Source organism: Phragmitibacter flavus, from assembly GCF_005780165.1.
In the GTDB taxonomy this organism is placed as follows: domain Bacteria; phylum Verrucomicrobiota; class Verrucomicrobiia; order Verrucomicrobiales; family Verrucomicrobiaceae; genus Phragmitibacter; species Phragmitibacter flavus.
Genome location: NZ_VAUV01000011.1, coordinates 85,598 through 109,036, shown reverse-complemented (window position 1 = coordinate 109,036; position 23,439 = coordinate 85,598). Strand labels below are relative to the sequence as shown.

The 23,439-nt window shown below is 57.5% G+C and carries 18 protein-coding genes; 11 read left to right on the top strand and 7 right to left on the bottom strand.

Annotated features, from left to right (window positions below):
* Positions 1-4: 4 nt before the first annotated feature.
* The 7 genes from FEM03_RS15710 to FEM03_RS15680 all read right to left on the bottom strand — a co-directional run bounded on the left by FEM03_RS15710 (position 5) and on the right by FEM03_RS15680 (position 12,338).
* Complete coding sequence (locus FEM03_RS15710; RefSeq protein ID WP_138087233.1) at positions 5-1,453, bottom strand: AsmA family protein; 1,449 nt, start codon at positions 1,451-1,453, stop codon at positions 5-7.
* Positions 1,454-1,543: 90 nt separating this feature from the next.
* Positions 1,544-3,790 (bottom strand): glycoside hydrolase family 88 protein, encoded by a 2,247-nt coding sequence (locus FEM03_RS15705; protein ID WP_138087232.1) that lies wholly within the window; start codon positions 3,788-3,790, stop codon positions 1,544-1,546.
* A gap of 37 nt (positions 3,791-3,827) precedes the next feature.
* Positions 3,828-4,154 (bottom strand): hypothetical protein, encoded by a 327-nt coding sequence (locus FEM03_RS15700; RefSeq protein ID WP_138087231.1) that lies wholly within the window; start codon positions 4,152-4,154, stop codon positions 3,828-3,830.
* A gap of 76 nt (positions 4,155-4,230) precedes the next feature.
* Positions 4,231-5,655: a DUF1501 domain-containing protein gene (locus tag FEM03_RS15695; protein ID WP_138087230.1), complete on the bottom strand. Its 1,425-nt coding sequence runs from the start codon at positions 5,653-5,655 to the stop codon at positions 4,231-4,233.
* 164 nt (positions 5,656-5,819) lie between these two features.
* Entirely contained in the window at positions 5,820-9,329 is a 3,510-nt protein-coding gene (locus FEM03_RS15690) for a PSD1 and planctomycete cytochrome C domain-containing protein (RefSeq protein WP_138087229.1), read from the bottom strand.
* 42 nt (positions 9,330-9,371) lie between these two features.
* A complete protein-coding gene (locus FEM03_RS15685) occupies positions 9,372-10,277 on the bottom strand; it encodes a PEP-CTERM sorting domain-containing protein (protein WP_166442899.1) in 906 nt (301 codons plus the stop codon).
* A gap of 174 nt (positions 10,278-10,451) precedes the next feature.
* Positions 10,452-12,338, bottom strand: a complete 1,887-nt coding sequence (locus tag FEM03_RS15680) for a DEAD/DEAH box helicase (RefSeq protein WP_138087227.1) — start codon at positions 12,336-12,338, stop codon at positions 10,452-10,454.
* A 189-nt stretch (positions 12,339-12,527) separates the two neighbouring features.
* On the opposite strand from FEM03_RS15680, the gene FEM03_RS15675 reads away from it, so the two are divergent.
* The 11 genes from FEM03_RS15675 to nuoL all read left to right on the top strand — a co-directional run bounded on the left by FEM03_RS15675 (position 12,528) and on the right by nuoL (position 23,433).
* On the top strand, positions 12,528-12,983 hold the full coding sequence (locus FEM03_RS15675) for a tRNA (cytidine(34)-2'-O)-methyltransferase (RefSeq protein WP_138087226.1): 456 nt from the start codon (positions 12,528-12,530) through the stop codon (positions 12,981-12,983).
* 96 nt (positions 12,984-13,079) lie between these two features.
* Positions 13,080-15,260, top strand: coding sequence for an excinuclease ABC subunit UvrB (locus FEM03_RS15670; RefSeq protein ID WP_343162113.1), 2,181 nt, complete (start codon positions 13,080-13,082; stop codon positions 15,258-15,260).
* 55 nt (positions 15,261-15,315) lie between these two features.
* Complete coding sequence (locus FEM03_RS15665) at positions 15,316-15,525, top strand: addiction module protein (RefSeq protein ID WP_166442898.1); 210 nt, start codon at positions 15,316-15,318, stop codon at positions 15,523-15,525.
* Positions 15,522-15,821, top strand: a complete 300-nt coding sequence (locus FEM03_RS15660; protein WP_138087223.1) for a type II toxin-antitoxin system RelE/ParE family toxin — start codon at positions 15,522-15,524, stop codon at positions 15,819-15,821. Before FEM03_RS15665 ends, FEM03_RS15660 begins: the two co-directional genes overlap by 4 nt.
* A gap of 186 nt (positions 15,822-16,007) precedes the next feature.
* Positions 16,008-17,747, top strand: a complete 1,740-nt coding sequence (locus FEM03_RS15655; protein ID WP_166442897.1) for an NADH-quinone oxidoreductase subunit G — start codon at positions 16,008-16,010, stop codon at positions 17,745-17,747.
* Between the two features lie 125 nt (positions 17,748-17,872).
* Positions 17,873-18,538 carry a hypothetical protein gene (locus FEM03_RS15650; RefSeq protein WP_138087222.1) on the top strand — a complete coding sequence of 222 codons (666 nt, stop codon included), beginning with the start codon at positions 17,873-17,875 and terminating at the stop codon, positions 18,536-18,538.
* Between the two features lie 231 nt (positions 18,539-18,769).
* On the top strand, positions 18,770-19,972 hold the full coding sequence (locus tag FEM03_RS15645; protein WP_138087339.1) for a complex I subunit 1/NuoH family protein: 1,203 nt from the start codon (positions 18,770-18,772) through the stop codon (positions 19,970-19,972).
* 9 nt (positions 19,973-19,981) lie between these two features.
* Entirely contained in the window at positions 19,982-20,527 is a 546-nt protein-coding gene (locus tag FEM03_RS15640; RefSeq protein WP_138087221.1) for a NuoI/complex I 23 kDa subunit family protein, read from the top strand.
* Positions 20,528-20,653: 126 nt separating this feature from the next.
* Positions 20,654-21,217: an NADH-quinone oxidoreductase subunit J family protein gene (locus FEM03_RS15635; protein WP_138087220.1), complete on the top strand. Its 564-nt coding sequence runs from the start codon at positions 20,654-20,656 to the stop codon at positions 21,215-21,217.
* A 25-nt stretch (positions 21,218-21,242) separates the two neighbouring features.
* Positions 21,243-21,560, top strand: a complete 318-nt coding sequence (nuoK, locus tag FEM03_RS15630) for an NADH-quinone oxidoreductase subunit NuoK (RefSeq protein ID WP_138087219.1) — start codon at positions 21,243-21,245, stop codon at positions 21,558-21,560.
* A 13-nt stretch (positions 21,561-21,573) separates the two neighbouring features.
* Positions 21,574-23,433, top strand: coding sequence for an NADH-quinone oxidoreductase subunit L (gene nuoL, locus FEM03_RS15625; protein WP_138087218.1), 1,860 nt, complete (start codon positions 21,574-21,576; stop codon positions 23,431-23,433).
* Positions 23,434-23,439 lie beyond the last annotated feature (6 nt).

Sequence of the window (23,439 nt, the reverse complement as noted above, 5' to 3'; positions counted from 1 at the left end):
TTTTTCAGTTGTTGAGGAGGCCTTCAAGGAGGCTCTTGCCAGCGCTTTTGAGGCTGTCGGTGATGTCGCCGATGGTGCCGTCGAGACTGACATCGGGTTTGGACAAGGGGCCGCGGGATTTGATGGGAATGATGAGACGTTTTTGCTCGTCCATGAAGGTGGCGTTGATGGTGGCCTGGGCGAGGGCGGCAACGGTATCACCGTATTTTTCGCCGAGTTTGGCCTGGGCTCCGGAGAGGACACGCTGGCTGAGTTCGGGGTTGGCGGTGAACCGGCCGTTGAGGCGATGGTCGTCTTCGGCGGCGTTGATCCAACTCTTTTGCAGGAGGGTGATGCCGTAGTCGGGGCAGATGAGATGGGTGTCGCGACCAATGATCATTTTGCTGCCGATGGCGTGGATCTGGGTGACGAGGTCGTCCTGAAGGACGCCGCCCATGGCGAGGCCGGTGAGGTCTAGTCCGTATTCGCGCATCTTTTTCATGTCCTTCTCGCGCATTTGAGTTTCAAGCGGCGCGCCGCCAAAGCTGCTGCCTTTTTTGATGAGGATGTTGAGTCCGAGATCGGGGAACCACAGGCCGGTGTCGGGGGCAAAAGGGTGGAACACGCCGTCGCCCTGGACGTTAAAATTGGCGGTGACTTCGGTGGAGTCGGTTTTGGCGGTTTTGATGTCGCCGGCGAATTTGAGGTTGCTGCGATTGTGCGCGGCGAGGTTGTTGGGATCGACGTCGATATCGGAAAGAGTGAGCGCGATGTTGCTCAGGGTCATGTGGGTTTGATTTTTGAAATCGACGATCTCAAAGCTGCCGTTGTTGACGCTGGCTTCCTGAACCTGGAGGGCGAGACCGAGGTCGCTGGCCTTGAAGGGTTCCTTGTCTTTTTTGCGTTTTTTGGTTCTCTTCTTTTTGGGTTTGGCAGGGTCGCCGGTTTGCGGTGGTTCGCTGCTGATGTTGGCGGCGAGGGCGTTTAAGGGGCGCTTGGTCTGGACTTGTTCGGCAGGGAGGGGTTCGCTTTCATCTTCGGGGGAGTCGAACATCATGTCGAGGGTGCTGTCGCCTTCGGTGTCGATCTCGGTGCGCAGTCGAAGGTTGGAGATGTGCAGTTTCTCGATGTTGTAGCGGCGACTGAGCAGGTCTTTGAGGGTGACGGACAGGGTGGCGTGTTCGGCGACGAGCAGAGCCTGGTCTTCCGGGAAAGCGCTGCGCTGGGCGTAGGGTTTGGTGACTTCGTCATCGCTAATGGCGAGTTTGAGGCCGCGCAGTTCGACGGTAGCTGGGGTGGAGAGGAGGTTGACGGTGCTGGATTCGAGGGTGGCGCGGCAGTCCCACCATTGTTCGACCTGGGCGATGACCGCGTCTTTCTCAAAGCGGGCGGTGAGCCAGGAATAGCCGGCGAAGGTTCCGATGCCGAGTAGGGCGAAGAGGGAGGCGGTGAAGATGAGGAGCTTTTTCTTCATGGGGCAATGCTGAGGACGATAGGGCAGAAGAGAAGATTGGAAAGGAGAGGTTTCCTTTGGACATCCGAGCGTGGCGAACGTTGAGATCGATTAGTTGTCGAGCAGGTAGGCGGCGGCGGCGGCGAAAAGGATGGAGAAGGTGCCGTGGGGGTCGCCGGGTGGGTATTCGGATTTGAGCCAGGGCTCTTCGGTTTCGAGGGGGCCGGGGCCGGGACTGGTGTTGAACACGGTGCCGTCGGTGAGGACGTATTGAGGAAGGGCGGCGAGGGCTTTTTTGACGGATGCGAGGTATTTGGGATCGGTGAGGTGTCCGTCGTGGATGGCGCGGGCGAGGTGCCAGGCGATCATGGCAGTGCCGCTGGTTTCGGCTGGGGATTGGTCGGGGCTTCGGGTGAGCAGACAGGACCACATGCCGGAGGGGAGTTGGACGGCGAGGAGGGCATCGGCAAGTTCGGAGAGGTGGGTTTGAATCTCTTGGTATTCAGCGGCGTCGCGGGGGATGTAGCGAAGAGACTGTTCCATGCCGCGGATGAGCCAGCCATGACCGCGCGACCAGGCACCGGGGGAAAGGGTGCTGGGTTGACCGCTGATCCAGCCTCGGCCTTGGGACCAGAGGCCGCTGTCGGGGTAGCGGACGATGGGGCGGTAGAGGCGGAACTGGCGGGCGCATTCGGCGAACCATGCGGGGTCTTTGGTGATGAATCCGGTGCGGGCCATGCGACTGGTGTATTCCTGGAGGGCATCAATGAGCATGGCTTCGCCGCCGCCGCGTTTTGTGCCGCGGGGGTGGAGGATGATGCCGTCTGGGTCGCGCCAGATTTCGTTGCGGCAGCGTTCGGATTCGCTGAGAAAGATGGGGAGCCAGGATTTGTCCTGGGTGGCTTCGAAGAGGGCGAAGGTGAGGCAGTTGAAGGGTTGTTGACGCCAGGGGGCCGGGGTGGTGGGGGTGAGTTTGCGCTGGTTGGTGGCGATGCGCAGGACATGGTCGCGATAGGTGGAATTGTTGGTGATGCGGGACAGTTCGAGAAGGGCTTCGAGGGTGAGGTCGAACATGTAGCCGGTTTGTTTGCTGCTGGTGGCGATGACACGGTTGGCGACGGCGGTTCCGGCTTCCTGCATGGTTTGGGTAGGGCGGATGTCTTCCTTTTGTTTTAGCCAGGCGAGGTTGAGGCGGGCGAGGGTGAGAAGGCCGACCGAATTTAGTCCATCGGGGCTGCGCTCATAAAAGCAGAGAATGGTGCCATCGGGAAGAACGGCGAGGTCGGAGTAGCCTGAGCCGCCGGGCTCGAGGGTTTTCTGGATGGGCCAGGTTTTGCCGTCGTCTTCGCTGAGTTTGATGGTGAGGTTTTCGCGCGGGCCGGATGCGCCGGGGATTTCGTGGTGTTCGGCGTCGCGTTTGAGGCTGTGGGGATTGGCAAAGATGAGGAGGGGTTTGCCGTTGGGTGGGTTGGGATGGGTGATGAGGCTGCCCATGCACTGAGGGTCGGGGAGTGCGGGATCAAAAGCGGGGGTGTTCCAGTTGGCGGAGCCGTCGGGGCTGGTGGTGATGAGACGGCGGCTGGCTTTGGAAGTGCTGCGGGCGTTGAGCATGACTCTGCCGTCGGAGAGTTGGGCGATGACGGTTTCGTTGGGGTTGGTGTGGTCGGGGTCGTTGGGGAGGGCGATGTCACCGGCGTGCCAGGTTTTGCCTTGGTCGTCGCTGTAAATGGTGGCGGCGACGGAGGGATGGTGGGCACCGTCTTTGCCGCTGGCGAGCCAGACGGGCACGATGAGGCGGTCGTTTTTGAGCTGGATGCCGTGGCCGGGGCCAGTGGCGAGGACGGTCCAGGAGTAGTGGTGTTTTTGGCGGAAGGTTTCGAAGGTGGCGGTGATTTCGATGGGGGACGTCCAGGTGAGACCATCGTCGGAGCTCTGGATGTGGAAGGCGCGGGCGTAGTTGACGCAGTAGAGGAAATGAATGACGCCGGTTTTGGTGTCGTTGATGGCGACGGGATTGTTGACGGTTTGTTCGATGCGCCCTTCCGTGGTTTTGACGGTGAGAGGGATGCGTTCGCCGTGATGGGCGATGTGTTGAGGGGGGCTGAAGGTTAGACCATTGTCGGTGCTGCGACAGAGATGGATTTCGATTTCGCCCCAGTCTTTGCCACCGTGTTTACGGGCTTCGCAGTAGGCGAGGATGGTGCCTTGATTGGTGACGACGATGCCGGGGATGCGGTAGAGGGAAAAGCCGGACTGGCCGGCGGCGAAGAGTTCTTGTTTTTCGAGAAATGGCTGTTCGGCTTGGAGGGGAGAAGTAACGAATGTCAGTAAAACTAGAATGCGAATGAACGTGATCATTGAAGTGATACAGAAGGGTAGATGAGGTGGAAATGACTTAGATGGATTCGATTTCCCTGATGCGTTGGCGAATGGATTCGGCATCCAGCGTGGTATACTTCGCAAAGTAAGGAGCCTGCATGGCAGCGCAGCGGTAGAGAAAACTTAATCCGCAAGCAATGCCCCCGAAGACTGCCAAAACTAGATTGTCTCTCGTCTGCAGAATGGCTGAAACGTTGCCAGCGATGGCGAGTATGATCAACGCTGGGGCAATGCAGCCGATGATGATGGACAGGCGGCGGCAACGTTGAGTGGTTGATGTGGTTTCCGTGTAGACCTTGATGATTTCTTTGAGAATCGAAAGCTCCTGACTGTGCGGGTTCATGGAGCGATGATGAGGGCGGAGGTCAGTTCTGTCGAGATGGGATTTGTATCGAGATTGCGATGGATGAACTGAGTGGTTAAGCCAGGAGTGCTTTCACGACGTGACCGTGGACGTCGGTGAGGCGGAAGTGACGCCCGGCGTGGAGATAGGTGAGGCGTTCGTGGTCGAGGCCGAGGCAATGAAGGATGGTGGCCTGGACGTCGTGGACGTGGACGGGTTTATCGACGATGTGGTAGCCGAGTTCATCGGTTTCTCCGTAGCTTTGGCCGCCCTGGATGCCGCCGCCGGCCATCCAGATGGTGAAGGCGGAGGGATGATGGTCGCGACCGAGGGCACGACCGAGCGAGGGGTTGGTTTCAACCATCGGAGTGCGGCCAAATTCGCCGCCCCAGACAACGAGGGTTTCGTCGAGGAGTCCGCGTTGTTTGAGGTCGGTGACGAGCGCGGCGCTGGCCTGGTCAGTGGCTTTGCAGAGTTTGCCGTGGTTGCCGGCGAGGTCGGAGTGGGCGTCCCAGCCCTCGTTGTAGATGTTGATGTAGCGGACGCCGCGTTCGATCATGCGACGGGCGAGGAGGCAGGCGCGGGCATAGCTTGGTTGGTTGATGTCGGTGATGCCGTAGAGTTTGAGGATGGATTCGGGTTCGCCGGAAAGGTCGGTAAGTTCGGGGGCGCTTTGTTGGAGTCGGAAGGCCATCTCGTGGGAGGCGATGCGGGTGGCGATTTCGGGATCGCCGACGGTGTCGAGCTGGAGGCAGTTGAGATCGCCAATGAGGTTGATGGTTTCGCGCTGAAGTTTTTGATCGACGCCTTTGGGGGAGGCGGTGTTGAGGATCGGATCGCCGGAATTGCGGAAGCGCACGCCGGCATGGACGGTGGGGATGAAGCCGCTGGACCAGTTGGCGGCACCTCCGCTGATGCCGGCACCGGTGCTGAGGACGACGAAAGACGGGAGGTCGTTGTTCATGGAACCAAGCCCATAGGTCACCCATGAGCCGATGCTGGGTCGGCCAGGCTGGAGGAAGCCGGTGTTGAAGAAGATTTGTGCGGGGGCGTGGTTGAACTGGTCGGTTTTGACGGAACGGATGAAACAAAGGTCGTCGGCGATCTGAGCAGTGTGAGGGAGCAGTTCGCTGATCCAGGCACCGGACTGGCCGTGTTGGGCGAATTTGAATCGGGAGGCCATGACGCCAGCGTCCGGCCGGATGAAGGCGAGGCGCTGGTTGCCGATGACGGAAGGAGGGAGAGGTTTGCCGTCCAGTTTTTCGAGGGCGGGTTTGGGATCAAAAAGGTCGAGCTGCGAAGGGGCTCCGGCCATGAAGAGGTGGATGACGGCCTTGGCTTTGCCGGGGAGGTGAGAAAGCGATGGTGCGGCGGCCTGGGCGAAGTTGTTGCCGATGAGGGAGGCGAGACCGATTTTGCCGAGGCCGAGTCCGCATTCGCGGAGGAACCAGCGGCGGCTTTGGGAGCCGTCGGGAGCGAAGGAGCGGTGTTGGCAGTTCATGGGGTGATTTGGACTAGGGGAAGGGAAACCACAGATGGACACAGATTAACACAGATGGGGAACTGATGATGATGGGGAGGAACCACGAATGGACACGAATGGACACGAATTGACACGAATTGACACGAATGGATGAGGGGGAGGTGATCGGTGAGTTTGGAAATTTAGTTTTTGGTGATGGTTTCGTCGAGGTTGAGGAGGATGCGGGCGACGGTCATCCAGGCTGTCTCTTCGGGGGTGGAGTCAGGGGGCATGAGGTCGGTGGGGTTGAGTTCGCCAGCACGAATGCGGGTGAGCTGATCCTGATAAAAGTAGGCGAGCTTTTGGGTTTCGGACTCGGAGGGCGGCCGGGTGAGGCAGCGCTGGAAGGCGTAGGCGGCTTTTTCGGATGGGGTCCCGGGGTGGGCGGCGGTTTTTTTGCCGAGGGCCTGGGCAGTTTCGAAGAAGGCTTCGTCGTTGAGAAGGACGAGGGACTGGAGGGGGGTGTTGGAGACTTCGCGACGGGCAACGCAGGCTTCTCCGGTGGGGGCGTCGAAGGTCTGGAAGGAGGCGAAGGGTGTGGAGCGTTTGGCGAAAGTGTAGAGTCCACGTCGATAGCGGTCTTCGCCTTCGCTGACCTTCCAGGTCATGCCGCCATAAGCGCCTTCGTTGACGCTGGCGGGTTGGGGCGGGCGCACGGAGGGTCCATAGGATTTGGCAGTGAGCAGGCCGGAGGCACTGAGGGTGAGGTCGCGGATCATTTCGGCTTCGATGCGGAGGCGAGGTCCGCGAGCGAGAAGTTGGTTTTGTGGATCTTTTTCGAGGAGCTCGGGTGTGATGCGGGAGTCCTGTTTGTAGGTGTTGCTGGTGACGATGAGACGGTGGAGATTTTTCACGGACCAGCCGTTGTCCATGAAGGTGAGGGCGAGCCAGTCGAGGAGTTCGGGATGGCTGGGGATTTCGCCTTGGAAGCCGAAGTCATCGAGGGTTTTGACGAGGCCGGTGCCGAAGAAGGCCTGCCAGTGGCGGTTGACGGTGACGCGGGCGGTGAGGGGGTTTTCTTTGGAGACGAGCCAGTGCGCAAAGCCGAGACGGTTGGCGGGGAGGTTGGGGGAGAGCGGTGGCAGGAAGGCTGGGGTGTGGGGCTGGATTTCCTGGGCGGGCTGGGTGAATTCGCCCCGGTTGTGGAGGCGGGTTTTGCGTGAATGCTGATCGCGTTCGCGAAGGACCAAGGTGCGCTGGGGGGTGAGGGGTTTCAGGAGGTCGCGGATGGTTTTGGCATGTTCGGCCAAGGGCGGGGCGCTGAGCAGGAAATGGCGGAAGAGGGTGGCACGGTCGGCGTTGTCGGGAAGGACTCGGGCGGTGGTTTTGTGGGCGGCATCGGTGACGGAAAAGCGAAACTTACCGAGGGTGGAGGCGAAATAACGGCCCATCTGCATTTCAATGGTGAGGTCAGTGCTGGCTGGAAGGGGCTGGGCGAGTTGGAAGACGGCGGTTTGGTTTTCGCCGGATTGCGGTTTGATGGTCCAGCCGGTGAGATTGTCGCTGTCGATGGCGAGTTTGGCGTCGCCGATGGTGGAGGTGGCGTCGTTAAGGGCGATGGGTTGGTCGCCAGTCTTGACGGTGAGATTGTAGAGGAAAAAGTCGCCGGCGCTGCCTTCGTAATAAACTTTGCCGGGGCCGAAGCCGGGGAGGCGTTCGTCGGTGAGGGTTTCGAGTCGCAGGGCGGTGGTTCCGGCGGGGACGTTTTTGAAGGTCAGGGTGAAGCGGTCGTCTTTGGTGGTGTCGCCGGAGACGAAGATGATGTTGTCAGCTTCAAGGTTGAGGATCGGTTCGTTGGAGTCGAGGGTGTCGGGTTTTAGAGGGGTCCAGGGGACGGTGTCGGTCTGAACTTTTTCGAGCCATTGATTGAAAGCGAGATCGAGGGCCTGCTGGCGGCGTTGCTCGTCGGTGAGTTGCGGGACGGGCAGTTCGAGGGGTTTGCCGAGGGACAGGCGGAAGGCACCGATGGTGTGATGGGTGCCGAAGTTCTGAGCGAGGGTGACTTTGAATTCAAGATCGGAGGACGGGAATGGGAGGGGTTTGTCGAAATGGAAAACGGCGGTGCGGTTCTTTTTGTGGGAGCCGCCTTCGACTTGAACGGCCCAGCCGGTGTCAGGTTTGCCGTCAATGGCGGAGGCGACGGGGAAACCGGGTTGCTCGGCATCGGCGGTGGCTTTGACGAGGGTGAGTTTCTGCCATGGGGAATCGGCGGAAGTCTTCGGGCGGGTGAAAATTTCGATTTCGCTGAGGACGAAGTTGCCGTGGCCCGTTCTGCCGGGGCCACCTGAAGGGACGACCGGGTCGGCAAGGGTTTCGAGGCGCAGTCGGTCGACGCCTGGGGTGTTGGTGTCGGCGGTGAAGCGGATTTCGTAGGTGTCTTTTTCAGAACCTTTGGCGGCAAAGACGACGGTGTGGTTGTCGGTGATTCTTGGGAGTTCGTCGGAGGCGGTGGTGACGGCGGCGAGGGGTGGCGTGGTCCATTGCGCATCGGGGCGTTTTTCCAGCGGCCATTTTTTTGGCAGATCGGCGATCAGGGCCTCGGCTCGTCGGGTGCGGTCGGCTTGTGTTTTGGCCGTGTTTGAATCGGGGAGGTCCTGATGAATGTCGTCGGCATTGTTGAGAAACGCCATCAGACCGAAATATTCGGTGTGCAGGATGGGGTCGTATTTGTGGGTGTGGCATTGGGCGCAGCCGAGGGTGAGTCCAAGCCAGGTGGTGCCGGTGGTGGCGACACGATCGGCCATGGCATGATAGCGAAACTCAAGAGGGTCGTTGCCGCCTTCTTCGTTGAGCATGCTGTTGCGATGGAATCCGGTCGCGGTGATGTCGTCGGGGGTGGCCTCGGGGAGCATGTCGCCGGCGAGTTGTTTGATGGTAAACTGGTCGAACGGCATGTCGGCGTTGAGGGCGCGGATGACCCAGTCGCGCCAGGGCCAGATTTGCCGTTCGCGGTCTTTTTCGTAACCGTTGGTGTCGGCATAACGGGCAAGGTCGAGCCAGCGGCGCGCCCAGCGTTCGCCGTAGTGAGGAGAGGCGAGGAGGCGGTCGACGAGTTTTTCGTAGGCATTGGGAGAGCGGTCTTCTATGAAGGTTTTGGTCTCTTCGGGTGTCGGGGGCAGGCCGGTGAGGTCGAGGGTGACGCGGCGGATGAGCTGGTATTTGTCAGCTTGAGGGGAGGGTTGGAGATTTTCTGTGGTGAGTTTTTGGACGATGAACTCGTCGATGGAATTGGCGGCAGGTTTTTGCGGAGCGATGAAGGCCCAGTGAGGTCGGTATTCGGCGCCTTGGGCGATCCATTGATTGAGGATGTTTTTTTCGGCGTCGGTCAGCTCCATTTTGGCGGAGGCGGGCGGCATGCGTTCGTCGGGATCTTCAGCATGCAGGCGTCGGATCATTTCGCTGTCGAGGGGTTTGCCGGGGACGATGGCGATTTCGCCGGATTTGGCTTCGGCGAGCGCCGATTCGCGCAGGTCGAGACGAAGTCCGCCCTCACGAGTGCCTTCATCCGGGCCATGGCATTTGAAGCAACGGTTGGAGAGGATGGGGCGGACGTCGCGAGCGAAGTCGACGGCGGGTGCGGCCGCAAAGATGCTGGAGGTGCCAAAGACTTGGCAGGCAAGGAGGATGAGAGCGGTGCGGTGAAGGCGGTTCATGCCGCAGATGAATACGGCGAGACCGGGGTCATTGTATCAATATCAATGAGCGCAAGGGCGGCGTCGATGCAGGACAAGGAGTGCGAGCGAAGACAGGAGAAGAAGGACGCGGGAAGGTTCGGGAATGACGATGAACGTCGCGGAGATGGCACCGGGGATGTTCTGATAGTAAGAAGCGAGGAGGTCGAAGTAGCTTGACCCAACAGCACCGGAATCAGTGAGATAGGCGGTGCCGAGAAGGCCCCACTGGCCGTTGTAGTAGCCGAGAACGGAATCATTGGAGTCGCCGCTCACATATTTTCCTTCGTTCCCGAGGATTTTGCCGACCATGGTGCTTCCGTCCGGGGGAACGAATGAAGTGGTGGGAGTGATGTTGGTGCCGTTAAACGAACCGAGCGGCGAGTTGAGGACATTTTGTCCAATTTGATTGAGGGGGGCGAGCTGGTCGGTGACCACCCGTCCGTCTTGTCCGAACATGGCGACGGTCATGTTGGCGTAGTCGGCGGCGTTGCCTCCGATGATGATGGGGATTGGAGCGAATGAGGCGTCGGTGATGGGCTGGTTCAAGGTGTAAATGCGCATGGTGCCGCCAATGAAAGTGGAAGAGGCAACGGTGCGGCTGATGATGCTGCCGTTGTCGCCGTGAAAATAAACGACCGTGCCGACGGCGAGATCAACGTGTCCACCGACGATGTGTTGATTGGTGATGGCGGCGTAGGTGAGGTCGTTGGATGAACCGAAGCCGGAGCTCCAGCCGAGGCCGGTCATGGAGGCAACTGAGACGTTGTTGTTGACGGCGTAATTGGAATTTTCCCAGTCGGCGAAGCGGTTGTGCAGGTCGGGATCGTAGCCGTCGAATACGGTAAGGGCATGTAGGGGGACGACGCCGGTGAAAACAATCAACCACACCATGATTGATGCTTTAACGATGGGAAGAATTCGGTGCATGCAGCTGGATCTCGGGGTTCTTCCGATGGCTAACTCCATGATGACCAGAGAGTTGGAAATCGTCAATAGAGAAAGGAGAGCGGACTACAAAGGGGCAGGCGCGATGGCTTGACCGACTTGTCGTCGGTCGTGGACTTTGGTCTGGGCGGCGGTCGCCGGAAAAGGAACGAACGGCTATTCGTCCCAGCTCTCGGTAGGCGGGCGGTTCTTTTTGAAGCCACCGAACTTTTTGAAGCCGCCGGGGCCGCCGGGGGGGCGACTGGTGCCGCCACCACCGCCGTGGGGGCGGAAGGGGGGGCGTCGGTCGTTGCCACGGTCATCGCCGCCACCACCATAGTTGGGGCGAGGAGGGCGGGCTTGAAATTGTTGTTCTTCGGCGACGTCCATGCGGAGGGCGCGATTGCGGAGGCTGGCGCCTTCGATGCCGCTGAGGACTTGCTGGACGTGTTCGGGTTTGATGCCGACGTAGCTGCACTTGGCGAAAATTTCGATTTTGCCGAGGCTGCCGGGGGGGAGGCTGGCGGTGCTGTAGATGGCACCGGAGATTTCGCGTGGGGTGACTTCGTCGATGGAACCCACGTTGATGAACATGCGGGTGTAACCGCCAGGAGGATCAACGCGTGGGGGACGGGCTTCGCGCGGCGCGGAGTTGGAGTTGTCGCGGTTGTCCTGGTAGTCAGGACGGGGGCCGCGTTCGCGGTCACGTGGGTCGCGGCGTTCGGGACGCTCGGGACGTGGGCGGTCTTCGAGGATTTCCTGGGATTCGCGTCCGTCGTCGGCGAGGATGATGTGGATCAAGGCGCTGGCGATGTCGGTGCTGGAGTGGCCGGCGTCGAGGAGGCGTTGAATGGTGCTTTCGTGGTTGGTGAAGCTGCCGCCTTCGAGGAGGGCCTGCACTTTGGCGAAGTGGCTGTCGACGCGTTTGCCTTCGACTTCTTCGCGGGTGGGGACTTTGTGGCGTTCGATTTTGACTTTGGCGTAGCGTTGGATGCGCTGGAGGAGGAAGATGTCGCGTCCGCTGGCGAGGGCGAAGGCTTTTCCGGAGCGTCCGGCACGACCGGTGCGGCCGATGCGGTGGACATAGTCTTCTTCGTCGTAGGGGAGGTCGTAGTTGAAGACGAGATCGACGTCATCAACGTCGAGTCCACGGGCGGCGACATCGGTGGCGGCGAGGATTTCGACGGTGCCGGCACGGAAGTTTTTCATGACGCGGTCGCGCATGGTCTGGTTAAGGTCGCCATGGAGTCGGTCGATCGCGTAACCGCGGGCGTTGAGGGCATCGGTGATGTCATCGACAGCGCGTTTGGTGTTGGCGAAAACGATGGCAAGACGTGGGTTCTCGAGGTCGAGAAGGCGGCAGAGGACCTCGATTTTGGAGCGGCTGTTGACCTCGTAGTAGCGTTGTTCGATGGTCGGAACCGTGAGGGCCTTGTGCTCGATGGAGACGAGGACGGGATCTTTGGTGAAGCTTTCGACCAGGTGACGAATGGGGCCGTCGAGGGTGGCAGAAAAGAACAGGGTCTGGCGCGTGGGCGGGACGATCTCGATGAGGGATTCGATGTCTTCACGGAAGCCCATGTCGAGCATTTCGTCGGCTTCATCGAAGACGAGCATCTGCAGTTTGTCGAGCTTGAGCAAGCCTTTGTTGATGAAGTCGAGGATACGACCTGGGGTGCCGACGACGATTTGAGCGCCGTCCTGTAGGCCGCGAATCTGACGGGTGTAGGTGGCACCGCCGTAAATGGGGAGAGCTTTGAGGCCGGGTTTGTGGATGGTGAGTTTGGCGACCTCTTCGCAGACCTGCATGGCAAGTTCGCGGGTGGGGCACATGATGAGGGCGCGAACGCCACGTTCGCGTGCGTCGAGGCGCTGGATGATGGGGATGGCGAAGGCCATGGTCTTGCCCGAGCCGGTTTGGGACTGGCCGACGACGTCGCGGCCTTCAAGGGCGGGCGGGATGCATTGGGCCTGAACTGGGGAGGGTTGTTCGAAGCCGAGCGCGGCGACGGCCTGGAGAACTTCGGTAGACAGGCCGAGTTCAGTGAAGAGTTTCTTTTCCATAACTTTAGTTCCCGCGCTATTCCAAGATTGGATTCGATGATTTCACTTGGGCCTGCTTGATTGCAGGGATACTAAGGTTTGGAATTGGCGGCAAGCAGAGTTCCACAACCTGGCAGAATGGCAAGTGATGTTTCATTTTAATGGCGCTGGACGCCCGGGCGTGCAAGGGGTGGAGCGGGTTATTTACCGATGTTTAACGTGGTGCTTTATCAACCGGAAATTCCGCACAATACGGGGGCGGTGGGACGTTTGTGTCTGGCGACGGGGGCGGTGTTGCATCTGGTGAAGCCGTTGGGGTTCAGCATTGATGACAAGCAGTTGAAGCGGGCGGGGTTGGATTATTGGAAGGAGGTGAAGGTTGTGGTTTGGGAGTCGTTTGAAGAATTGCGGGCGGTGGCGGAGAGGGAGGGGGCGAAGATGTTTTTTTTGACGACAAAAACGACGCGGGGGTTTTGGGACGCGGAGTTCGCGGACGGGAGTTATCTGGTGTTTGGTCCGGAGTCGCGCGGGTTGCCGGAGGGGATGTTGAAGGAGTTTGAGGAGGGTTGTTTGCGGATTCCGATGGAAGGGACACGGAGTTTGAATCTGGCGACGTCGGTGGGGATTGTGCTTTATGAGGGGCAGAGGCAGATCAGGAAAGGATAAAGGATAAAGGATAAGGGATAAAGATCCTGAAAGCTTCATCGGAGCTTTGTGCGGTTGCGAATGGGCTGCGAAACGTTATCTGCTTTTGTGAGCAAGGTGTTTGAACTGAATTCGGAGTATTCGCCGCAGGGCGATCAGGCGCAGGCGATTGCGAAATTGACGAAGTCGATGCTGGCGGGGAACATGCATCAGACGTTGCTGGGGGTGACGGGGTCGGGGAAGACATTTACGATGGCGAACATTATCGCCAATGTGGGGAAACCGACGCTGATCATGTCGCACAACAAGACACTGGCGGCGCAGTTGTATTCGGAGTTCAAGAATTTCTTTCCGAACAATGCGGTGGAGTATTTTGTGAGCTATTTCGATTATTACCAACCGGAGGCCTACATTCCGCGGACGGATACTTACATTGAGAAGGATTCGAATGTGAATGATGAGATTGAGCGTCTGCGGTTGTCGTCGATGGGGGCGCTTTTATCGAGACAAGACGTGATTGTGGTGGCGAGTGTGTCGTGCATTTATGGTTTGGGGTCGCCGGAAGATTATGAAGGGATGATGGTGCCGGTGCATGTGGGGATGCAGATGCAGCGGGAGGTGTTTTTGACGAAGCTGGTGGACATGCTGTATGAGCGCAATGACATCGCGTTTACACGCGGGAAGTTCCGGGCAAGGGGGGACGTGGTGGAGGTTTTTCCGGCGTATCTGGACAATGAGGCGATCCGGGTGGAGTTTTTTGGTGATGAGATCGATCGGATTTCGGTTTTCGATCCGCTGACGGGGGCAGCGATGCATCAGTTGCAAAACTACACTTTGAATCCGGCGAAGCAGTTTGTGACGCCGATGGAGAAGCTGAAGCGGGCGATTGTGAGCATCCGGGCGGAACTGGATGAGCGGGTGGCGTTGTTTGAACGGGAAGGGCGGTTGCTGGAGGCGCAGCGAATTCGGATGCGCACGGAGTATGACATCGAGATGATGCAGGAGATGGGGTTTTGTCAGGGGATCGAGAACTACTCGCGGCATTTGACGGGGCGGCCAACAGGCGGCACGCCGGGGACGTTGCTGGATTTTTTTCCAGGGAAGCTGCAGGTGTTTTTGGATGAGAGTCATGCGACGGTGCCACAGATCGGGGGGATGTATGAGGGGGATCGGTCGCGGAAAACGGTGCTGGTGGAGCATGGGTTTCGGTTGCCGAGTGCGTTGGACAACCGGCCGTTGAGGTTTCCTGAGTTCATGGACAAGGTGGAGCAGGTGTTGTATGTGAGCGCGACGCCGGGGAGGTTTGAGATCGAGAACAGCGTGGTGGGGAACGTGGGGTTTCGGGACACGAAAAAGGAGCACAAGGACAGTGGGATTTCAGCGGCGTTGCCGAAGCCGACGGTGCGGGTGTCGGGGAGCGCGGAGCCGTTGGAGAAGTTTGATGTAGCGACGAAGGGCCGGGCGCTGATTGTGGAGCAGATCATCCGTCCGACAGGGTTGCTGGATCCGGTCGTGACGATGAAGCCGTTGAAGGGGCAGATCGATGAAACGATGGAGCTTTGCCGGGCACGGATTGAGAAGGGCGAACGGGTGTTGGTGACGACATTGACGAAGCGGACGGCGGAGGATTTGACGGATTATTTGCGCAATCTGGATTTCAAGGTGCGCTATTTGCACAGCGATATTGATGCGATCGAGCGGGTGGAGATTTTGCGGGCGCTGAGGGCGGGAAGTTTTGATGTGTTGGTGGGGATCAACTTGCTGAGGGAGGGGCTGGATTTGCCGGAGGTGAGTCTGGTTTGTATTCTTGATGCGGATAAGGAAGGGTTTTTGCGGAGCGAGACCTCGTTGCTGCAGACGGCGGGTCGGGCGGCACGGCACATCAATGGCGAAGTGGTGTTGTTTGCGGATCAGGTGACGGACAGCATTCAGGCGTTGTTGAACATCAGTGCCTATCGTCGGGATCGGCAGGAGCGGCACAATACAAAACATGGGATCACGCCGCAGACGGTGAAGCGGGCGGTGCAGGAGAGTTTGCACGGTTGGGAGGCGGGTCGGCAGGTGGAGGAGTCGGTGGTGAAGGAAGAGGCGGGTGGATTTGAGGTGACGGAGGTGTTGCGCGAGCTGGAGCAGGAGATGGCGGAGGCGGCGGGCAAACTCGAGTATGAGAAGGCGGCGTTGCTGCGGGATCAGATTCGAGAGTTGAAGAAGCAGGCCGGGCTGCCGGAAGATGCGACGATGATGAATCGGAAGCCGGTGAAATATGGATTTAAGAAGGGGAAAAAGGGCAAAGGGTGATAACGCAACAAGAATGAATTGGCACGGCCGATCGACTGAATTAAGATGGAAGACAATGAGTGTGGCCGAAGTTTCAAAACTCCCTCTTCGTGAGAAGCTTCAGATCATGGAGGCGATCTGGCAGGATTTAAGGGAACGTGCGGATGAAGTGGATGTTCCTTTGGAGCAGAGAAGGTTGCTTGATGCGAGGCGTGAGCGTGTGACGGCTGGAAATTCGCGCCTACTTGATTGGGATGAGGCGAAACTCATGATTGGCAAAAAATGATCAAGCTCCGCATTTCTGAGGAAGCGTTCGCCGATTTGGATGAAGGGTTTTGGTTTTATGAGGCTCAGGAGGTCGGGCTTGGAGATTATTTCGCCGTCAGTTTGAGGGCAGAAATTGAGGGCTTGAGGATTTCAGCGGGAATTCACCGTCGAGTTTATCTGGACTATCATCGACTTCTCGCGCGGGTATTCCCCTTCTCGATTTTTTACACGTTCGAAGATGATGAGGTGGTTGTTTGGGCTGTGATCGATGGTCGGCGCGATCCAGAGTGGATTCGTCGACATTTGGGCGAGTAAAAAGGATCGGGGTAGTGGAAAGTGGAAAGTGGAGAGTAGAAGGTCCGTCCCGGGCTTTGGGTGGGGAATGGGAATGAAAGGCTCGGGACGAGCCTTCAACGTTTTGCTTGTGAAATTTTTCACAAATTGAGCTTGATGGTTGGGTGGCTGGCGAAATAGTGGGGTTGCCCTCTTTGTTTCCTATTTATGAGCACTACTGCGACGCCTGCACCAGCTGCACCGGCCACTCCACCTCCGGTGGACATGGTAAATGTGCAAATCAACGGTAGCTGGCACAAGTTCCCCAAGGGCACACGCATGATTGAAGCGTGTCGCCAGGTTGAGGCGCTGGTGCCGCATTACTGCTACCATCCGAAGCTGACCTCTCCGGGCAATTGCCGGATGTGTTTGGTGGAGATGGGCATGCCGCCGCGTCCGACGCCGGGTCAGGAGGTGGAAAAGGATGAATCTGGATTTGCCAAGATTGGCTGGATGCCGAGACCAGTGATCGCTTGTGCGAACACGGTGGCGGACGGCATGGGGATTCGCACGGAAGGCAAGTTGAGCGAGGAATGCCGCCGTGGAGTGATGGAGTTTTTGTTGATTAATCACCCTTTGGATTGTCCGATTTGTGATCAGGCGGGGGAGTGTCGTCTTCAGGAATACAGTGTGGAGCACGGCAAGGGCGGCAGTGATTTCCGTGAGGAGAAGGTCAAAAAACCGAAGAATGTGGACATTGGGCCGCGCATCCGACTGGATGATGAGCGCTGCATCATGTGTTCGCGTTGTATCCGGTTCTGTTCGGAGATTGTGGATGATCCGGTGCTCGGATTTACTGAGCGGGGCAGCTTTACGACGCTGACGGTGCATCCGGGCAAGCGCTTGGAGAACAACTATTCGCTCAACACGGTGGACATTTGTCCGGTGGGGGCGCTGACTTCGAACGATTTCCGCTTTCAACAGCGCGTGTGGTTCTTGAAGGAGACCAACACGATCTGCACGCAGTGTGGTCGGGGTTGCAACATGACGGTGAGTTCACGTCAGGAAACGATTTACCGTCAGACGCCGCGTGAAAACAATGAGGTGAACAGCACCTGGATGTGCGATCGCGGGCGTTTGGATTTTCACTATGTGAACAGCGAGTTCCGTCTGACGCAGCCGATGATCAAGGTGGATGGCCGTCACCAGGCGGCGACTTGGAAGCAGGCAGTTGAGCGGATTGCGGAGGGGCTGAAGAGCGTTCCAGCGGATCAGGTGGCGATCATTGCCTCCGCCCGCATGACCAATGAGGAGTTGTATTTGCTCAAGTCGCTGGTGGCATCGGTGAAAACGCCGCATGTGGATGTGGTGCCGCGGATGCGGGAGCCGGACAACTACCTGCGCGCAGCGGACATGAATCCGAACAGCAACGGCGTTCGCAAGGTGCTCGGCATTGAGCCAGGGGCGAGGCTGGAGGGGATCGTTGCCGACATCATTGGTGGGAAGATCCGTGTGGTGTTGAGCCTGGGTGAGAACCTGCTGAAGATCGGCTTGGAGAAAGCGCATTTGGAGAAGCTGGAGTTTCTGGCTTCGAGTCATGTGCTGGCCAATGCCGTGGCGGAGTTGTCGGATGTGGTGCTGGCGGGAGCGACCTATGCGGAGAAGCGTGGCAGCATGATCAACGTGACCGGTCGTTTGCAGCGGCTTGCCAAGGCGATTGAGTCGCCGGGCGATGCGCGTGAGGACTGGGAGATTCTGCGGGATCTGGTGCTGGCAGTGAGTGGGTCGAATGGGCTGCATTCGGTGGATGATGTGTTCAAGCGGCTGGCGGCGGAGGTGGATATCTTTGCCGGTTTGACGCTGACGCGAATTGGTGAGCTTGGGGTTCAGGTAATGGAAACCGGCGAGACGATTCCGCTCTTGGAACGCGAGAAGGATCGCATCGCCAAGGGTTTGATTGTTGGGTGAGGATGAGCGGTGGTTTTGGCCATTTTCCCCACGGGTGTGAATTCGGCGTGAGGCTGGGCTGTGCAGAATACTGTTGACTCGTTTTGGCCGACTTTTGTAAGGTTGGCGTTGCCGGGGTTGTTGTTATGAAGAGTTTACTGACCGTTTTTATCGCGCTTGCGTTGTTGGTGGTGGTGAGTCCTGCATCGACGGTTTTTTATATCGGGATCGATAACACTGGGACTGGAGAGTTTGAGCAGGAGGGGGGAGGTCGAGTCGATAACAAGTATTATTGGGAGAACGGTGATTACACCACGGTGGATGGCATCAGTGGCTCGGTGGGTGAGCTTTGGACCTCGGGGATGGAGCCGTGGCTGGATGCTTCATCCATTTTGGGGTTTGCCCGTGCGATCACTTCCGGTGCAACGACCCACCATATCTATTTCCAGCTTGGGGCGGATGAGGTGGGGACCGATAAGAGTTTGACATTTACCGTCGATTTTTATGGGGGTGGACAGGGTGCGGGGTTGCCTGGAACGACGCACGATATCGATTTTTACTTGAACGATGTGAAGTTTCATACGGTGACAGGAATGACGGCTGCGGGCCAGCTCATGGTGGTCAATGGCATTGATGTGAGCACCTTGAGTGAGGGGGAGCACGTGTTGTCGTGGGTGCGCACTGGAGGCAATGCGGGATGGATCAATGTGGATTATCTTTCGTTGGTGGCGGTCCCAGAACCATCCCGGGCGTTGCTAGCGATGGTGGGGTGTGCGGTTTTGTTTGGTGGGCGTCGCAAGGGCCGATTTTAAGCTCGAACAGGGGTGGAGGAGTCAACCAACGGTCGGGGTGGGTTTGTCGCGCTCATTGCCGGAGTGGCGATGTGTCCTGATGATCATGGAATTCCGGTGTCGAACCTCAAGTTTTCAGCAGGAATAGCGGCTGAAAACGGGCGCTTGTGAAATTTTTCACAAATTCGGGTTGCTGGTTGGCGCTTCAATCGCATGATGGGGGGTATCCAATTTTTTGGCCGTCCGTTTGGCATGACTCTCACCCTCGCCACCATCGACTTCGTTTTCCTCATCGCCTCGGTGTTGAAGATCGTGTTTTTTGCGTTCATGGTCATTTTGCCCATGGTGGCCTATTCGGTGTATGCCGAACGTCGGGTGAGCGCGATCATTCAGGATCGGGTGGGGCCGAACCGCACGGGGATTCCGTTGACGCTGTTTGGATTCAAGAAGGACGTGGGAATTTTTGGGATCGGTGGATTGATTCAACCGTTGGCGGATGGATTGAAGTTTTTCCTGAAGGAGGATTTCACTCCGGCGCACGTGAACAAGTTTTATTTCTGGCTGGCTCCGGCTCTGGTGATGGTGCCGGCCATGGTGACGGCGGCGGTGGTTCCTTTCGGCAGTGAGTTGAACTTTAGCTGGCTGGCAAATTTCGGGGTGACGAGTTCATGGATTTACGAGCCGGTGCCGTTGGTGATTGCGGATCTGAATGTGGGGCCGCTGTTTATTTTTGCGATCTCGTCCTTGGGGGTTTACGGGATTGTGCTGGCGGGGTGGTCGTCCAATTCAAAGTATCCGTTTCTTGGTGGCGTGCGCAGTTCGTCGCAGATGATTTCGTATGAGATCTCGCTGGGGCTTTCGATTGTGCCATTGTTGATGATTTTCGGAGAGCTGAACCTGTCGAAGATGACGGAGTATCAAGATGCGCATGGCTGGTTGCTGTTGCCATTGTGGGGGGATGGTTTGTCGGTAGGACGCTGGGTGCTGCTGGTGCCGATTGCGATTTCGTTCGTGATTTTCATGATCTCGATGTTTGCGGAGACCAACCGGGCACCATTTGACTTGCCGGAGTGCGAGACGGAGTTGGTGGCGGGTTATCACACGGAATACAGTTCGATGAAGTTTGCGCTGTTCTTCATGGGTGAGTATGCAGCCATGATCATTGGTTCGGGATTGGCAGTGACCTTGTTTTTCGGCGGTTGGAGCATTCCTTTTGCACCTTATTTGGGATTGAGTCATGAGGCCGGGGTGACGCCGTTCTGGCTGGGCCTGCTGCACATTGCGAGCTTCCTGACCAAGGTGGTGGTTTGCATCATTGTTTTCATCTGGGTGCGCTGGACCTTGCCGCGTTTCCGATATGACCAGTTGATGAAACTGGGCTGGTTGGTGTTTTTCGAACTGGCGCTGGCCAATGTGATTCTCACGGCGGTGCTGATGTTGTTTTTCAAAATCTAACTTGTTGTCATGGCTACTGTTGTTGTTCAACGCCCCAAGCTGAAATGGCATGAACGCTGGTTTATCTCCACGTTCGCCAGAGGCATGGCGATTACTTTTGGTCACGCGGTGCGCACCTTTCGCTCCATCGTGGGCGGCAGGACGGAAGTGACAATGCAATACCCGGAGGAGAAGTGGGATTCCCAGCTTCCAGAACATTATCGCGGGGCTCCTGCATTGGTGACGGACGAGCATGGCCGGGAGCGCTGTGTGTCATGTCAGTTGTGCGAGTTCATTTGTCCGCCACGGGCAATCACCATCGTGCCAGAGGAGATTCCCTCCAATGATCCATGGGCGAAGGTGGAGAAGAGGCCGCGTCAGTTTACGATTGATATGATCCGCTGCATTTACTGCGGCATGTGTGAAGAAGTTTGTCCAGAGCAGGCCATTTTCCTGCGCAAGGATTATGCGATTACCGGTGAGACCCGTGCGGAGATGGTGCACGACAAAACGAAACTTTACCAAATCGGCGGCGTGCGCACCGGATTGGTCAACAAGTGGAACGAACTGAAATAGATGAAAGTCGGAAGTCGGAAAGCGGAAGTCGGAAGTTGTTTGGTGTTGATCACTGGACGGCATGATGACGTCATCTGGCTTTCTGGCACTTCCGACTTCCGACTTCCGACTTCCGACTTTTAACCTATGCCTGCTGCCCTGTTTTATCTTTTTGCAATCGTCACGCTCGGCTTTGGGGCGATGGTGGTGATTTGCAGGAACCCGGTGGCGAGTGCGCTGTCGCTGGTGATGAGCTTTGTGGGATTGGCGGCGTTGTTCATCAGTCTGGACGCCTACTTCATTGGGATCATTCAGATCCTGGTTTATGCCGGGGCGGTGATGGTGCTGTTTTTGTTCATCATCATGTTGCTGGACATCAAGGCTGAAGAAGGTCGCAAGCCGAATGTGGCAGCGGTGGTGGGCGGGATTGGACTGGCGTTGGTTTTTGGAGTGCAACTGGCGGTGATCTTGAATGAGCACAAGGCGGGTGAGAAGACTCTGGCGGATGTGCCGATTGACTACGTGGTGGCGGCTGAGAAGGCGAAGATTGAGACGATCAAGACGGATTTGCAGGAGCGGACATTGCCGGATGCGAAGCTGGTGGGTGAGGAGTTGTTCCACCGCTATTACTTTCAGATTCAGTTGGTTGGAGTTCTGTTGCTGGTCAGCACCGTCGGGGTGGTGATCATGAGCAAGAAGGAAGTTAGCTGAATCGAGATGAGCGAACATTGAAGACATGATCACCCTTAACCACTACTTGTTTGTCAGCGGTCTTCTGTTTGCCATCGGGCTAACAGGGGTGGTGGCGCGGCGCAACATCTTGACCATCTTCATGTGTCTGGAGATGATGTTGAGCGCGGCGAATCTGACCTTGGTGGCATTTTCCCGATTCAATCTGGTGGATGGATTGCCCGACTACAGTGCGCAGGCGCTGGTGTTTTTCACCATCACGGTGGCAGCCGCAGAAGTCGCCGTTGGACTTGCGATCATCGTGGCGCTGTATCGTGCGAAACAGAGTGTCGATATCGGCGCGGTGGAGAAGATGAAAGGCTAAGGTTGTTGATTGCATGGACCCGGATTTATCAAAACTTCAATCGTTAACAGGCACCATCCTGCTGCTGCCGTTGATGTCGGCGCTGACGATCATGCTGGCCCACGGCTTGCTGAAAAATGTGGCGCACGTGATCAGCACCGGGGTGGCGCTGATCATCTTGGTGGCCTCGTGCATGTTGCTGGGTGCGGATGATGCAACGTTTCCCTTGCTGCCCTTTTTAAACGTGGGGGATTTTCAGGCGCACATTGGGATTACGGTGGATCGTCAGAGCCGCGGGATGTTGTTCATCGTCACCTTCGTCGGTTTCCTGGTGCATTTGTATTCGATGGCCTACATGAAGGACGACGATGCAAAGGCGCGGTTTTTCGGGGCGTTGTCGTTGTTCATGTTCTCGATGATCGGGATCGTGTTTGCTGACAACCTTTTGATGATGTTCCTGTTCTGGGAACTGGTTGGGGTGAGCAGTTATTTGTTGATTGGACATTGGTTCAAAAAACCTGAGGCGAGCGATGCGGCGAAGAAGGCGTTCTTGACGAACCGCATTGGTGACTTTGGGTTCATGACGGGCATTTTGATTTTGTTTGCGTTGGGCAGTGGGGATTTGTCCTTTGAAGGGTTGAAGGATTCCATGGAGGTGGCGTCCAGTCCGTTGAAGCATGCTTCGGAAAACTCTTCGGCGATTTTTACGCTGGCAGCATTGGGAATTTTCCTCGGGGCAGTGGGCAAGAGTGCGCAGGCTCCGCTGCATGTGTGGTTGCCGGATGCGATGGAAGGTCCGACGCCGGTTTCGGCTTTGATTCACGCGGCGACGATGGTGGCGGCCGGGGTTTACATGCTGGTGCGGGTCGATTTTCTTTTCCTGCCGGGCGGGGTGGCAACGATCACGATTGCGTGGATTGGTGGCATCACGGCGTTGATGGCGGCATTGATCGCGTTGCAGCAGAACGACATCAAGAAGGTGCTGGCGTATTCGACCTTGTCGCAGCTGGGTTACATGGTGATGGCGGTGGGCTTGAGGTCGCCGGAGGAGAGCATGTTCCATCTGTATACCCATGCGTTTTTCAAGGCGCTGTTGTTCCTCGGGGCTGGAGCGGTGATTCATGCCTGCCATCATGAGCAGGACATGTGGAAGATGGGGGGATTGCGCAAGAAGATGCCGGTGACGTTCATCACGTTTGTGATTGGGACGGCGGCGTTGATGGGCGTGCCGTTCATCACCAGTGGATTTTACAGCAAGGAGGCGATCTTGGTGGCGGCCTATGGTCAGAACAAGGTGTTGTTTTTGATTGGGCTGTTTACGGCGTTGCTCACGGCGTTTTACATGACGCGTCTGGTGGTGGTGGCATTTTGTGGCAAGGCTCGGAGTAAGGATGCGGATCATGCGCATGAGGCTCCCGTGTTGATGATCATTCCGCTGGTGTTACTGGCAATTCCATCGCTGGCATCTGCTTCGCATTTGTTCACCGGGCCTTTGCAGGCTTTGGCTCCGCATGGGCATGGTGAAGGGTATTATGTGGTGATGGTGGCCTCGATTGTGGTGTTGATCATTGGGTTTTTGTTGGGGATGCGCACTTATGTCGGGAAGGACAAAGACCCGGTGAATCTGCCGTTGCTGGCGAACAAGTTTTACTTTGATGAACTGTATGCCGGGATCGTTAAGTATGGGCAGGATCGGCTGGCCTGGCTGGTGAATGCGTTTGAGCATATTTTTGTGGATGGAGTGACGGTTCGACTGCCAACGGCATTGGTGAATGTGTTGGGCGGAGGATTTCGTAGGATGCAGTCGGGCAGTTTGCAGACTTACACCTTTTTGTTGGGCCTCGGCATTGTCGTGGCGGTTTATCTGGCCGTGTTTTTCGCGGCGAAGTCATAGCGTTGT